Here is a 13,187-nt window from a genome sequence, read left to right as displayed (position 1 = left end):
TGAAAAAGATCGCAGCCTCGCTTCGCTCGACAGCTCCTACAAGGGAACGCTTTCCAAACTGTAGGAGCTGTCGAGCGAAGCGAGGCTGCGATCTTTTAACTATCTAACGGATAGAGGCAATCGCAGGCGTCGAACTGGTATGCCAGATCAACACCCGGGTAACGCGATTATCCTCGGTCTCCAGAATCTCCAGCCGATAGCGCCCGATCTTCAGGCATACAGCACTTTCCGGAATCGTCTCCAGTGCTTCGGTCACCAGCCCGTTGAGGGTTTTCGGACCGTCGCTCGGCAAGTGCCAGCCCAGGCTCTTGTTCAGTTCGCGTATCGACGCCGCACCTTCGATCACCAGGCGGCCATCCGCCTGGGGATGGATGTGTGGGTTATCCAGGCTGTGCTGGCTTTCGAACTCACCGACGATCTCTTCGAGAATGTCTTCCAGGGTCACGATACCGAGCACTTCGCCGTACTCGTCGACCACCATCCCCAAGCGCCGCTGCTGTTTATGGAAATTCAGCAATTGCAGTTGCAACGGGGTGCTTTCCGGCACGAAATAAGGGTCGTGGCTGGCCGCCAGGAGCGCGTCCAGGGTCAGGCTGGAATCGTGCAGCAAGTGACGGATCTGTCGGGTGTTGAGCACCGCTTCGACCTGATTGATGTCGCTGTGGAACACCGGCAGGCGTGTGCGCTTGTTGTTGCGCAGTTGCTCGATGATTTCTTCAATCGGGTCGTCCAGGTTGACCCCGTCGACGTCACTGCGCGGCACCAGAATGTCGTTGACCGTGATGTTGTCCAGCGCATGGATGCCTGACAGCGGGTGAGGGCGGCAGACGGCGTGTTCGTGATCGTCGTTGCGATCGATCGGGGCCTCGTCTTCGCTCTGCTGTACCACGTTGACTTTGCGGGCGAACGGTCGCATCAGCAACTGACTTATGCCATTGAGCAACCAGGCGGCGGGATAGATGATTTTCAGTGGCGCGCCCAGCAAGGTGTTGCCCAGGGCCAGGACGGTGTCCGGATAACGGACGGCGAGGGTGCGCGGCAGGTAGTCGGCGAACACCAGAAGCACGGCGCCAGCCCCCAGGCAGGCTACCCATGGACCGTTTTCCGCCCAGGTGAAAATCGCCAGCAAGGTGCTGATGACCACGACCAGTGCGCGGCACAGGGTGTTGCAGAGGATCAGGCTATTGAGCGAAAAGCTCAGCTTTGCCACCGGCTTGTCGCTCGAACGCGAAGCGGTCCGCTGGGCGAGCAAGTGCTGTTGCGCAGTTTCAATGGCGGTAAACAGCCCCGACCATAAAATCAGCAGGGCCATTACCGCGAGCATCGGCCCTATGGGCAAGTCGTCCATTAATGCCGCCCGTCAGATATGCAGGATGTATTCACGAACCAGCTTACTGCCGAAATAGGCCAGCATCAGCAGGCAGAAACCGGCGAGGGTCCAGCGAATGGCCTTGTGTCCGCGCCAGCCGAGGCGGTTACGGCCCCAAAGCAGCACGCTGAATACGATCCAGGCCAGGCAGGCCAGCAAGGTTTTGTGCACCAGGTGCTGGGCGAACAGGTTGTCGACGAACAGCCAGCCGGAGATCAGCGACAGCGACAGCAGGGTCCAGCCGGCCCAGAGGAAACCGAACAGCAGGCTTTCCATGGTTTGCAGCGGCGGGAAGTTCTTGATCAGGCCCGACGGGTGCTTGTGCTTGAGCTGATGGTCTTGAACCAGCAGCAGCAACGCCTGGAACACCGCAATGGTGAACATGCCGTAGGCGAGGATCGACAGCAGGATGTGGGCGAGGATGCCCGGTTCTTCGTCGATGATCTGCACGGTGCCGGCGGGAGCGAACTGTGCGAGCAGCACGGTGGCGGCGCCGAGCGGGAACAGCAATATAAGCAGGTTCTCCACCGGGATTCGCGAGCAGGCCAGCAGGGTCAGGGCAATGACCGCGGCAGCAATCAGGCTGGCAGCGCTGAAAAAGTCCAGACCCAGGCCAATCGGTGTCAGCAGGTGGGTGAACAGGCTGGCGCTGTGAGCCAGCACGGCAAGCACGCCGAACGTGACCAGCAGGCGCTTGTTCGCCTTGGCGCCAGTGGCCAGACGAGTGCCCTGATAGAGGGTCGCAGCGGCATATAAGCAGGCGGCGGCGAGGGTAGTTAGCAAGCTGGGTGACAAGGGGAGCATAAATCCTGTTAGGCAAGCCCGAAAGGCGCTGAGTTTGGCATAGAACCCCCGCAGCACGAAAGACCATGCAACCTGACGACGAGGTGTCCGCCAGGCGCAGTCTTCGCTATAATCCGCGACCTGCCCACGCCGCAGGCTCGCCGAGCACACGTTTATTCCGGTCTGGGCCGCCATTATCCCGGTCTACACAGGGCCTGAAAGGATCGCGCAATGTTTGAAAACTTAACCGACCGTCTCTCGCAGACGCTGCGCCATGTCACCGGCAAGGCCAAGCTGACCGAAGACAACATCAAAGACACCCTGCGCGAAGTGCGCATGGCGTTGCTCGAAGCTGACGTCGCCTTGCCGGTCGTCAAGGACTTCGTCAATTCGGTAAAGGAACGCGCCGTCGGCACTGAGGTGTCGCGCAGCCTGACGCCGGGCCAGGCCTTCGTGAAGATCGTCCAGGCCGAACTCGAAAGCCTGATGGGCGCGGCCAACGAAGACTTGAACCTGAGCGCCGTTCCTCCGGCCGTCGTGCTGATGGCCGGTTTGCAGGGTGCGGGTAAAACCACCACCGCCGGCAAGCTCGCGCGCTTCCTCAAAGAGCGCAAGAAGAAATCGGTCATGGTCGTGTCCGCGGACGTTTACCGTCCAGCGGCGATCAAACAGCTGGAAATGCTCGCAGGTGAAGTCGGCGTAACCTTCTTCCCGTCCGACCTGAGCCAGAAGCCGGTCGACATCGCGCAAGCGGCTATTAAAGAAGCAAAACTGAAATTCATTGATGTCGTCATCGTCGATACCGCCGGTCGCCTGCACATTGATGAAGAGATGATGGGTGAGATCAAGGCGCTGCACGCCGCGATCAACCCGGTCGAAACGCTGTTCGTGGTCGACGCCATGACCGGTCAAGACGCCGCCAACACGGCCAAGGCCTTCGGCGATGCTCTGCCGCTGACCGGTGTGATCCTGACCAAGGTCGACGGCGACGCCCGTGGCGGTGCTGCGCTGTCGGTTCGCGCCATCACCGGCAAGCCGATCAAGTTCATCGGTATGGGCGAGAAGAGCGAAGCGCTCGAACCGTTCCACCCGGAGCGTATTGCTTCGCGCATCCTCGGTATGGGCGACGTGCTCAGCCTGATCGAGCAAGCCGAGCAGACCCTCGACAAGGACAAGGCCGACAAACTGGCCAAGAAGCTGAAAAAGGGTAAGGGCTTCGACCTCGAAGACTTCCGCGATCAGCTGCAACAGATGAAAAACATGGGCGGCCTCGGCGGCCTCATGGACAAACTGCCGAACATCGGTGGTATGAACCTGGCGCAGATGGGCAACGCCCAAGGCGCGGCAGAGAAACAATTCAAGCAGATGGAAGCCATCATCAACTCCATGACCCCGGCCGAGCGCCGCGACCCTGAGCTGATCAGCGGTTCGCGCAAACGCCGGATAGCCATGGGTTCCGGCACTCAGGTGCAGGACATCGGTCGCTTGATCAAGCAGCACAAGCAGATGCAGAAGATGATGAAGAAGTTCTCCGCGAAAGGCGGAATGGCCAAAATGATGCGCGGCATGGGCGGTATGTTGCCCGGCGGCGGCATGCCGAGAATATAGTGTCCTGTCACGCCAATACTGCTCAATTTTGGCGGCGCCTATTGCCCTCATGCTGCGTTGCCGCTCCTCGCCATAGCTAGCTATGACTCGTCGCGGCGCCTTGCCAGAGGGCAATAGTCACTCGCCAAAATATGAGCGTATTGGCGAGACAGGACACAAAGAATTCGCGCAAGGGCTTGCTCTTGCGCAGCCCACACGGAAGTGGGATCTCCAGCAAACCCGCACTTGGCGGGAGCTGACTGGCCGTTTTCAACGACGGCTCTATAGCAAATCTTGATGGCGGCCGAAAGACCGCCGGAAAAAGTCATTTGCAAAAGTCCGGATATTCCTTAGAATATGCGGCCTTTCGGGCACCTATGCCCGCTGTGCCTTTAGATTTGCAGCACCGACTACAGGAACGATGTTCACATGCTAACAATCCGTCTTGCCCTTGGCGGCTCCAAAAAGCGCCCGTTTTACCACTTGACCGTAACCGACAGCCGCAACCCGCGCGACGGTTCGCACAAGGAACAGGTTGGTTTCTTCAACCCTGTTGCTCGTGGTCAAGAAGTTCGTCTGTCCGTGAACCAAGAGCGCGTAGCCTACTGGCTGAGCGTTGGTGCACAACCTTCTGAGCGCGTTGCTCAGTTGTTGAAGGACGCGGCTAAGGCTGCGGCCTGAGCAATATGAACGCGACGCCAGCTGTTGCTGATGATTTGATCGTTATCGGCAAAATTTATTCGGTTCATGGCGTTCGCGGCGAAGTGAAGGTGTATTCCTTTACTGATCCGACTGAAAACCTGTTGCAGTACAAAACCTGGACGCTCAAGCGCGAAGGTAATGTGAAACAGGTCGAGCTGGTCAGCGGACGTGGGAACGATAAGTTCCTGGTCGCAAAGCTCAAGGGTCTTGATGATCGTGAAGAAGCGCGTCTTCTGGCCGGTTATGAGATCTGCGTGCCGCGCAACCTGTTCCCTGAATTGACCGACGGCGAGTACTACTGGTACCAGCTGGAAGGTCTGAAGGTCATTGATCAACTCGGGCAATTGCTCGGGAAAATCGATCATCTTCTGGAAACCGGCGCCAATGATGTAATGGTGGTCAAGCCTTGCGCTGGCAGCCTGGATGATCGCGAACGCCTGTTGCCCTATACGGAGCAATGCGTGTTGGCCGTCGACCTTGCCGCAGGCGAGATGAAGGTGGAATGGGATGCGGACTTCTAAGCGTGGCTAACTTGCGCGTAGAAGTGATCAGTTTGTTTCCCGAGATGTTCTCCGCCATCAGCGAGTACGGCATCACCAGTCGTGCGGTGAAACAGGGGCTCTTGCAGCTCACCTGTTGGAATCCGCGAGACTACACGACAGATCGACATCACACTGTGGACGATCGCCCATTTGGCGGTGGCCCGGGCATGGTGATGAAGATCAAGCCCCTGGAAGATGCGTTGGTTCAGGCCAAGGCAGCAGCCGGGGAGGCGGCGAAGGTAATTTACCTGTCCCCCCAAGGCCGTCAACTGACTCAGTCGGCGGTACGCGAGTTGGCGAATCTGGATGCATTGATCCTGATTGCCGGCCGCTATGAAGGCATTGACGAGCGTTTTATTGATGCTCATGTCGATGAAGAGTGGTCGATTGGCGACTATGTACTGTCTGGCGGCGAGCTGCCGGCGATGGTCCTGATCGATGCGGTTACACGACTGCTGCCTGGAGCTTTAGGGCATGCGGACTCCGCCGAGGAAGATTCCTTTACGGATGGTTTGCTGGATTGCCCGCACTACACCCGACCGGAGGTGTATGCGGATCAGCGTGTTCCCGACGTGTTGCTAAGTGGCAATCACGCGCATATCCGGCGTTGGCGTTTACAGCAGTCCCTTGGTAGGACCTTTGAACGACGCGCCGATCTTCTGGAAAGCCGCTCGCTTTCTGGAGAAGAGAAGAAGCTGCTCGAGGAATACATCCGCGAGCGGGACGATAGTTAACAACGTATCGATGGTAGATCCGACGATTTACCTTAGGAGCACAGCATGACTAACAAAATCATCCTTGCACTCGAAGCAGAGCAGATGACCAAAGAGATCCCTACCTTTGCCCCGGGCGACACTGTTGTCGTTCAGGTGAAAGTGAAGGAAGGCGACCGTTCGCGTCTGCAAGCGTTCGAAGGTGTTGTTATCGCCAAGCGTAACCGCGGCGTAAACAGTGCTTTCACCGTTCGTAAAATCTCCAACGGTGTTGGCGTAGAGCGTACTTTCCAGACCTACAGCCCGCAAATCGACAGCATGGCCGTTAAACGTCGCGGTGACGTACGTAAAGCCAAGCTGTACTACCTGCGTGACCTGTCCGGTAAAGCAGCTCGCATCAAGGAAAAACTGGCTTAAGTCCAGCTTCCGATGCAGAAAAAAGCAGCCTGCGGGCTGCTTTTTTGTTGCCTGCAATTTACCTGTGGGAGCGTGCGGTGCGGCGATCCGACTTGCCCGCGAATCGATCTAACAAGCACCGCGTTTACATCAGGCTCTATAAAGCCTCAGCAGGCTATGAAAGACTTACCGTCAGATTCCCGCTACCTGAGCCTTTATGTCCGCCATCGATCATCCACTGATAGACCAGTTTCTCGACGCCCTGTGGCTGGAAAAAGGTCTTTCCGATAACACCCGTGATGCCTATCGCAGCGACCTGGCCCTGTTCAACGGCTGGCTGCAGGAGAAAGGGCTGGAGTTGATCAACGCCGGCCGCGAATTGATCCTCGATCACTTGGCCTGGCGTCTGGAGCAAAACTACAAACCCCGTTCCACCGCCAGATTTCTCTCCGGTGTGCGTGGCTTCTATCGCTATTTGCTGCGGGAAAAACTGATCGCCGTCGATCCGACCTTGCGTGTCGACATGCCGCAGCTAGGTAGGCCATTGCCCAAATCCCTGTCGGAAGCGGATGTGGAAGCACTGCTGGCCGCACCGGACCTGAGCGAAGCCATCGGCCAACGCGACCGCGCCATGCTCGAAGTGCTTTATGCCTGCGGCTTGCGTGTGACGGAACTGATCAGCCTGACGCTGGAGCAGGTCAATCTGCGCCAAGGCGTGCTGCGAGTGATGGGCAAGGGCAGCAAGGAGCGGCTGGTGCCGATGGGCGAGGAGGCGATTGTCTGGGTCGAACGCTACATGCGTGACGGCCGTGAGGAGCTGCTCGGCGGGCGTCCCAGCGATGTCATGTTCCCCAGCCAGCGCGGCGAGCAGATGACTCGGCAGACCTTCTGGCACCGCATCAAGCACCAGGCCAAGGTTGCCGGGATCGGCAAGTCGCTGTCGCCGCATACCCTGCGCCATGCCTTCGCCACGCATTTGCTCAACCACGGCGCCGACCTGCGGGTAGTGCAAATGCTGCTCGGCCACAGCGATCTGTCGACCACGCAGATCTACACCCATGTCGCCCGCGCACGCTTGCAGGACCTGCACGCCAAACACCATCCGCGCGGCTGAACACAACCCTTGTAGCAGCTGGCGAAGCCTGCGTTCGGCTGCGCAGCAGTCGTAAATCCTGAGCTCGCGGTTTAACTGAAACACCGCAGTGCCTGATTTCACGACTGCTTCGCAGCCGAACGCAGGCTTCGCCAGCTGCTACACAGGTTCAGTGGCTTCTGGTATTGCGTCACCCGCATTCGGCCACAGGGGCCTTATGTGGTAGGCTTTGCCGGTTTGCACGATGGGCGTTTATGACCCGGTGTTTCGGCACGGGCGTTCTGATCGTCCCATTTGTCCGCCTTCAGGAGTTCTCATGCGTCTGACCCAGATTTTCGCCGCCGCAGCCATTGCGTTGGTCAGCACCTTTGCCGTCGCCGATGACGCGGCCGACAAAGCCATTCGTAAAAGCCTGGAAAACCTCCAGCTCGAGGTGCCGGTAGAAACCATCACCGCCAGCCCGCTGCCAGGTCTGTACGAAGTCAAACTCAAGGGCAGCCGTGTGCTTTACGCCAGCGCTGACGGCCAGTACGTCGTTCAGGGTTACATGTTCCAGCTCAAGGACGGCAAGCCGGTCAACCTGACCGAGAAGACCGAACGCCTGGGCGTTTCCAAACTGGTCAACGAAATTCCAGTGGCTGAAACCGTCGTGTACCCGGCCATTGGCGAAACCAAATCGCACATCACCGTATTCACTGACACCACCTGCCCGTACTGCCACAAGCTGCACGCCGAAGTGCCTGAGCTGAACAAGCGCGGCATCGAAGTGCGTTACGTCGCGTTCCCGCGCCAGGGCCTGGGCTCGCCGGGTGACGAACAGCTGCAAGCGGTCTGGTGCTCGAAAGACAAGAAAGCCGCCATGGACAAGATGGTCGACGGCAAGGAAATCAAGGCCGCCAAGTGCGATAACCCGGTTTCCAAGCAGTTCGCCCTCGGTCAGTCGATCGGCGTGAACGGTACACCGGCCATCGTTTTGGCCGACGGCCAAGTCATTCCGGGCTACCAGCCTGCGCCACAAGTCGCCAAACTGGCGCTGGGCGCGAAGTAAATTCGCATCGTCACGGTCAGCCATTGACGATCATGGTTCGGCGGCAGTATTCGCCGGGCCATTAATAGAGAACCGCGAGCATGCGGTTGTTTTCACGGCCGGCCTTGAGTCGGCCGTTTTATGGGGAGTTCACAGTGAAACCGGTCAAAGTAGGCATCTGTGGGTTAGGGACCGTCGGTGGCGGTACCTTCAACGTACTTCAGCGCAACGCCGAGGAAATTGCTCGTCGTGCCGGGCGTGGAATCGAAGTGGCACAAATTGCCATGCGCACGCCAAAGCCTCAGTTCCAGACGACCGGTATTGCGATTACCAACGATGTCTTCGAAGTGGCCACGAACCCTGAGATCGACATCGTCATAGAGCTGATGGGCGGCTACACCGTTGCCCGCGAGCTGGTACTCAAAGCGATCGAGAACGGAAAACATGTGGTCACCGCGAACAAGGCCCTGATCGCCGTTCACGGTAACGAAATTTTCGCCAAGGCCCGCGAGAAGGGCGTGATTGTGGCGTTCGAAGCGGCCGTGGCCGGTGGCATTCCAGTGATCAAGGCGATCCGCGAAGGCCTGTCGGCCAACCGCATCAACTGGGTCGCCGGGATCATCAACGGCACCGGCAACTTCATCCTCACCGAAATGCGTGAGAAGGGTCGCACCTTCGAAGACGTACTCGCCGAGGCGCAAGCCCTGGGTTACGCCGAAGCCGATCCGACCTTCGACGTTGAAGGCATCGACGCGGCCCACAAGCTGACGATCCTGGCGTCTATCGCGTTCGGCATTCCGCTGCAATTCGACAAGGCCTACACCGAAGGCATCACCAAGCTGACCACTGCTGACGTGAATTACGCCGAAGCGCTGGGCTATCGCATCAAGCACCTGGGCGTGGCACGCAGCACCGCGGCTGGTATCGAGTTGCGCGTGCACCCGACGCTGATTCCGGCCGATCGCCTGATCGCCAACGTCAATGGCGTGATGAACGCGGTGATGGTCAACGGTGATGCCGCCGGTTCGACCCTGTTCTACGGCGCTGGCGCCGGCATGGAACCGACCGCTTCGTCGGTGATCGCCGACCTGGTGGACGTGGTGCGTGCCATGACGTCCGACCCGGAAAACCGCGTACCGCACCTGGCCTTCCAGCCGGATTCGTTGTCGGCCCATCCGATCCTGCCGATCGAAGCCTGCGAAAGCGCCTACTACCTGCGCATTCAGGCGAAAGACCATCCGGGCGTATTGGCCCAGGTCGCGAGCATCCTGTCGGAGCGCGGCATCAACATCGAATCGATCATGCAGAAAGAAGTCGAAGAGCATGACGGTCTGGTGCCGATGATCCTGCTGACCCACCGTGTGCTGGAACAGCACATGAACGACGCGATCGCCGCCCTCGAAGCCTTGGCTGGCGTGGTCGGTCCGGTCGTACGGATCCGCGTCGAGCACCTGAACTAAGCCGTTATCGTTCACCGGGCCCGCGTGCGGGCCCGGGTTTGCGAACACTGTCTATTGGAGCCAGTCATGCGTTATATCAGTACCCGCGGCCAGGCACCGGCCCTGAATTTCGAAGATGTCCTGCTGGCCGGTCTCGCCACCGACGGCGGTCTGTACGTCCCGGAAAACCTGCCACGTTTCACCCAGGAAGAAATCGCTTCCTGGGCCGGCCTGCCGTATCACGAGCTGGCCTTCCGGGTGATGCGCCCGTTCGTTACCGGCAGCATTCCCGATGCCGATTTCAAAAAGATTCTTGAAGAAACGTATGGCGTGTTTTCCCACAACGCCGTGGCACCACTGCGTCAGCTGAACGGCAACGAGTGGGTGCTGGAGCTGTTCCACGGCCCGACCCTGGCGTTCAAAGACTTCGCCCTGCAACTGCTCGGTCGTCTGCTCGACTACGTGCTGGAAAAACGCGGTGAGCGCGTGGTGATTGTCGGCGCTACCTCCGGCGACACCGGTTCGGCCGCCATCGAAGGCTGCAAGCACTGCGAAAACGTCGACATCTTCATCCTGCACCCGCACAACCGTGTGTCCGAAGTGCAGCGGCGCCAGATGACCACCATTTTCGGCGAGAACATCCACAACATCGCCATCGAAGGCAACTTCGATGACTGCCAGGAAATGGTCAAGGCCAGCTTCGCCGACCAGAGCTTCCTCAAAGGCACGCGTCTGGTTGCCGTGAACTCGATCAACTGGGCGCGAATCATGGCCCAGATCGTTTACTACTTCCACGCAGCCCTGCAGCTGGGCGGCCCGGCACGTTCGGTATCGTTCTCGGTGCCGACCGGCAACTTCGGCGACATTTTCGCCGGTTACCTGGCACGCAACATGGGCCTGCCGATCAACCAGTTGATCGTCGCCACCAACCGCAACGACATCCTGCACCGCTTCATGAGTGGCAATCAGTACGTCAAGGACACCTTGCACGCCACGCTGTCGCCATCCATGGACATCATGGTGTCGTCGAACTTCGAGCGTCTGCTGTTCGACCTGCACGGTCGCAATGGCGCAGCGATTGCCGGCTTGATGGACACCTTCAAGCATGGTGGCGGTTTCAGCGTCGAACAGGAACGCTGGACCGAGGCCCGCAAGTTGTTCGATTCCCTGGCCGTGGATGACGCGCAAACGTGCGAAACCATTGCCGAAGTGTTTGAGCAAACCGGCGAACTTCTGGATCCGCACACTGCTATCGGCGTGAAGGCGGCGCGCGAGTGCCGTCGCAGCCTGGATATCCCGATGGTGATCCTGGGCACCGCCCATCCGGTCAAATTCCCGGACGCCGTGGAAAAAGCTGGCGTAGGAAAAGCGCTCGAACTACCTGCACATCTTTCTGATTTGTTTGAGCGAGATGAGCGCTGCACCGTGCTGCCAAATGACCTGAAAGCCGTCCAGGCCTTTGTCAGTCAGCATGGCAATCGCGGCAAGCCTCTGTAACCAATTAAAACTGTCACATTTTGAAGCCCGTCTCCTGACGGGCTTTCTCATTTCTGCGTGCCACACTTGTCGGGTTTTCGCCTACGAAGGACGGGCGAGTTGATTACGAAGGAAGTGGCAATGCTGTTTTTCAGAGGGTTAAAACCAGCCACGTGCTGGATGTTTTTTTTAGTCGGCACCCTGGGCTTTGCTCAATGGGGGAGCGCGTCGCAATTGGCGGCGACCGATTCCAAAGGATCGGTTGCTGGCCCAATGATCGAGCTGGATGCTCAGGAGTTGAAATGGATTGCCGAGCATTCGAAAGTCATCGTCGCATCGGTGCAATATCCGCTGTATCTGTTCAAGGATGAGCACGGCCACTGGAGCGGCTTGAACAATGATCTGCTCAACCGCATCAGCGCCATGACGGGATTGCAGTTTGTTCATGAAGAGTCGTTTTCTACCGATCAGATGCTTGGACGGCTGGAAAGCGGTGCCGCGGACATGAGCACGACGCTGGCGATGAATGACGAACGCAAGACGTTTCTGGATTTCAGTCATGCGTTCGGTGGCGCTGGCTGGGTGTTCGTCGGGCGGGCCGGGGCGCCAGTGGTGCAATCCCTGGAGCAGCTGTCGGGAAGGGTTCTGGTGTTGCCGACCCGGCATGCACTGGAAGCCACGATTCGCCGCGACAACCCGGACATCGACCTGCGTTCGGTTAAAACCTACGCGGAGGCCCGGGCGTTGGTCGAAAGCGGTGAGGCCTATGCCACCATCGAAAACGAAACAGGAGCACAACTCTATCCGTCCGGGCAGCTCAAGGTCGGGTATACGGTGGAGGGCAAATGGGAGGCGGACCACCTGGCCGTACGCAAAGGTCAGCCGCAGTTGTCGAGCATCCTCAACAAGGCGCTTGAGGCGTTTGATCCTGCTGAATTGCGCGCCATTCGCCTGAAATGGCTCAATGGGATTGCCCCCGTCAAGGTGCCCGGCGCCTGGCACCGACTCGCCGAGTGGGGCTGTTGGGGAATGTTTATCGTCAGTCTGTTCGGCCTGATGTCCCTGCTCTGGAACCGACGGCTCACGGTATTGATCCAGCAGCGCCTGGATGCCGAGAAAAGCTTGAGTGATCAGCTTGCCTTCCAGCATGCGTTGATGGACGCCATGCCCGATCCGATGTTTGTTCGTGATCTGGAAGGGCGTTTGATCATGTGCAACAAAAGTTATGAAGAGAACTTGTCGACCCGTTTTGACCAGGTTCAAGGACGACTGCTGATAGAGCTGGACGTCTTGCCCAAAGAGACTGCCGAACTGCTGCATGCAGAGTTCATGGCCCAGCTCGGTACGCGCAAGACCTGCTTCAGTGAGCGTCAATTGATGTTCAACAACGGTGTCAGGCATGTCTATCAGTGGACGGTACCTTTTTACAGTGCCGACGGACAATTGCGGGGCCTGCTGGGTGGATGGACCGATATCGGCAAGCGTAAGAAGCAGGCGTGACGCGGCTGTTTTTTCTCTGTCATCTTGACCGTGCATGCTCTATTGACCAGAGGCGCAGGTTCACCAGCAGTCGGTATCCAGAACTTTCTTCTCGAGCCAGTGGTCATTTACTGTAGGTACGCCCCAGGCACTTTGTTTTCGGACTATTGAGTGGTGATCGAGATGGAAAGTATCAGTCTATTGCTCGGTGAGGCTCTGAGCCCGTATCAGGTTACGTTGACCCCGTCGGGGACCTATGACGAATGCCTGGTGACACTGAAGAATGCGACCGGCGCTATCGTGGTCGAACGGTCGTTCAACCAGGCCCAGTTGGCCAGCAAACGTCTACTGACCGATGTGGTCGACGGTTTGCATCGCGACGTGCTGATCGCCGAAGGTCGGCTGGAGCCCTGCGTCATAGCGGCGTTGCGCAATGCTGCCCAGGACAAGATCCTGGCCAACCGAAATTGAATTGTTTTTTGTGGGAACCTTCCTGCGCTTAGGTCAGTCAGACCATGTAACAGCAGGATCAAGCATTGTGCTCCGGTGCTTGTAGCTTGCTGCCACTGGTCTTTATGTAG

13 protein-coding genes are annotated in these 13,187 nt (G+C 58.5%); 11 read left to right on the top strand and 2 right to left on the bottom strand.

Annotated features, from left to right (window positions below):
- Positions 1–103: 103 nt before the first annotated feature.
- Positions 104–1,348 carry an HlyC/CorC family transporter gene (locus ACYZTW_RS27590; protein ID WP_462002590.1) on the bottom strand — a complete coding sequence of 415 codons (1,245 nt, stop codon included), beginning with the start codon at positions 1,346–1,348 and terminating at the stop codon, positions 104–106.
- 12 nt (positions 1,349–1,360) lie between these two features.
- Positions 1,361–2,173, bottom strand: a complete 813-nt coding sequence (locus tag ACYZTW_RS27585) for a cytochrome C assembly family protein (RefSeq protein WP_462002589.1) — start codon at positions 2,171–2,173, stop codon at positions 1,361–1,363.
- 210 nt (positions 2,174–2,383) lie between these two features.
- On the opposite strand from ACYZTW_RS27585, the gene ffh reads away from it, so the two are divergent.
- From ffh to ACYZTW_RS27530, 11 genes are all read left to right on the top strand, one after another.
- Entirely contained in the window at positions 2,384–3,760 is a 1,377-nt protein-coding gene (gene ffh, locus ACYZTW_RS27580) for a signal recognition particle protein (RefSeq protein WP_462002588.1), read from the top strand.
- A 408-nt stretch (positions 3,761–4,168) separates the two neighbouring features.
- Positions 4,169–4,420, top strand: a complete 252-nt coding sequence (rpsP, locus tag ACYZTW_RS27575; RefSeq protein ID WP_007944872.1) for a 30S ribosomal protein S16 — start codon at positions 4,169–4,171, stop codon at positions 4,418–4,420.
- 5 nt (positions 4,421–4,425) lie between these two features.
- Positions 4,426–4,962: a ribosome maturation factor RimM gene (rimM, locus tag ACYZTW_RS27570; RefSeq protein WP_008014731.1), complete on the top strand. Its 537-nt coding sequence runs from the start codon at positions 4,426–4,428 to the stop codon at positions 4,960–4,962.
- Positions 4,944–5,717: a tRNA (guanosine(37)-N1)-methyltransferase TrmD gene (gene trmD / locus ACYZTW_RS27565; RefSeq protein ID WP_173860472.1), complete on the top strand. Its 774-nt coding sequence runs from the start codon at positions 4,944–4,946 to the stop codon at positions 5,715–5,717. The genes rimM and trmD overlap by 19 nt, the downstream gene beginning before the upstream one ends.
- A gap of 45 nt (positions 5,718–5,762) precedes the next feature.
- Positions 5,763–6,113, top strand: coding sequence for a 50S ribosomal protein L19 (gene rplS, locus ACYZTW_RS27560; protein WP_063322826.1), 351 nt, complete (start codon positions 5,763–5,765; stop codon positions 6,111–6,113).
- 196 nt (positions 6,114–6,309) lie between these two features.
- Positions 6,310–7,206: a site-specific tyrosine recombinase XerD gene (gene xerD, locus ACYZTW_RS27555; RefSeq protein ID WP_462002587.1), complete on the top strand. Its 897-nt coding sequence runs from the start codon at positions 6,310–6,312 to the stop codon at positions 7,204–7,206.
- A 295-nt stretch (positions 7,207–7,501) separates the two neighbouring features.
- Positions 7,502–8,233 carry a bifunctional protein-disulfide isomerase/oxidoreductase DsbC gene (gene dsbC, locus ACYZTW_RS27550; protein ID WP_415759260.1) on the top strand — a complete coding sequence of 244 codons (732 nt, stop codon included), beginning with the start codon at positions 7,502–7,504 and terminating at the stop codon, positions 8,231–8,233.
- A 134-nt stretch (positions 8,234–8,367) separates the two neighbouring features.
- Positions 8,368–9,672, top strand: a complete 1,305-nt coding sequence (locus ACYZTW_RS27545; protein WP_092281511.1) for a homoserine dehydrogenase — start codon at positions 8,368–8,370, stop codon at positions 9,670–9,672.
- Positions 9,673–9,738: 66 nt separating this feature from the next.
- On the top strand, positions 9,739–11,148 hold the full coding sequence (gene thrC / locus ACYZTW_RS27540) for a threonine synthase (RefSeq protein WP_462002586.1): 1,410 nt from the start codon (positions 9,739–9,741) through the stop codon (positions 11,146–11,148).
- A 120-nt stretch (positions 11,149–11,268) separates the two neighbouring features.
- Positions 11,269–12,627 (top strand): transporter substrate-binding domain-containing protein, encoded by a 1,359-nt coding sequence (locus tag ACYZTW_RS27535; RefSeq protein WP_462002585.1) that lies wholly within the window; start codon positions 11,269–11,271, stop codon positions 12,625–12,627.
- Positions 12,628–12,789: 162 nt separating this feature from the next.
- Positions 12,790–13,077, top strand: coding sequence for a DUF3509 domain-containing protein (locus ACYZTW_RS27530; RefSeq protein WP_462002584.1), 288 nt, complete (start codon positions 12,790–12,792; stop codon positions 13,075–13,077).
- Positions 13,078–13,187: the final 110 nt, after the last annotated feature.

It is taken from the genome of Pseudomonas sp. LB3P25 (assembly GCF_054897985.1).
The sequence above is the reverse complement of the archived record's forward strand: the minus strand, read 5'-3'. Positions and strand labels throughout refer to the sequence as shown.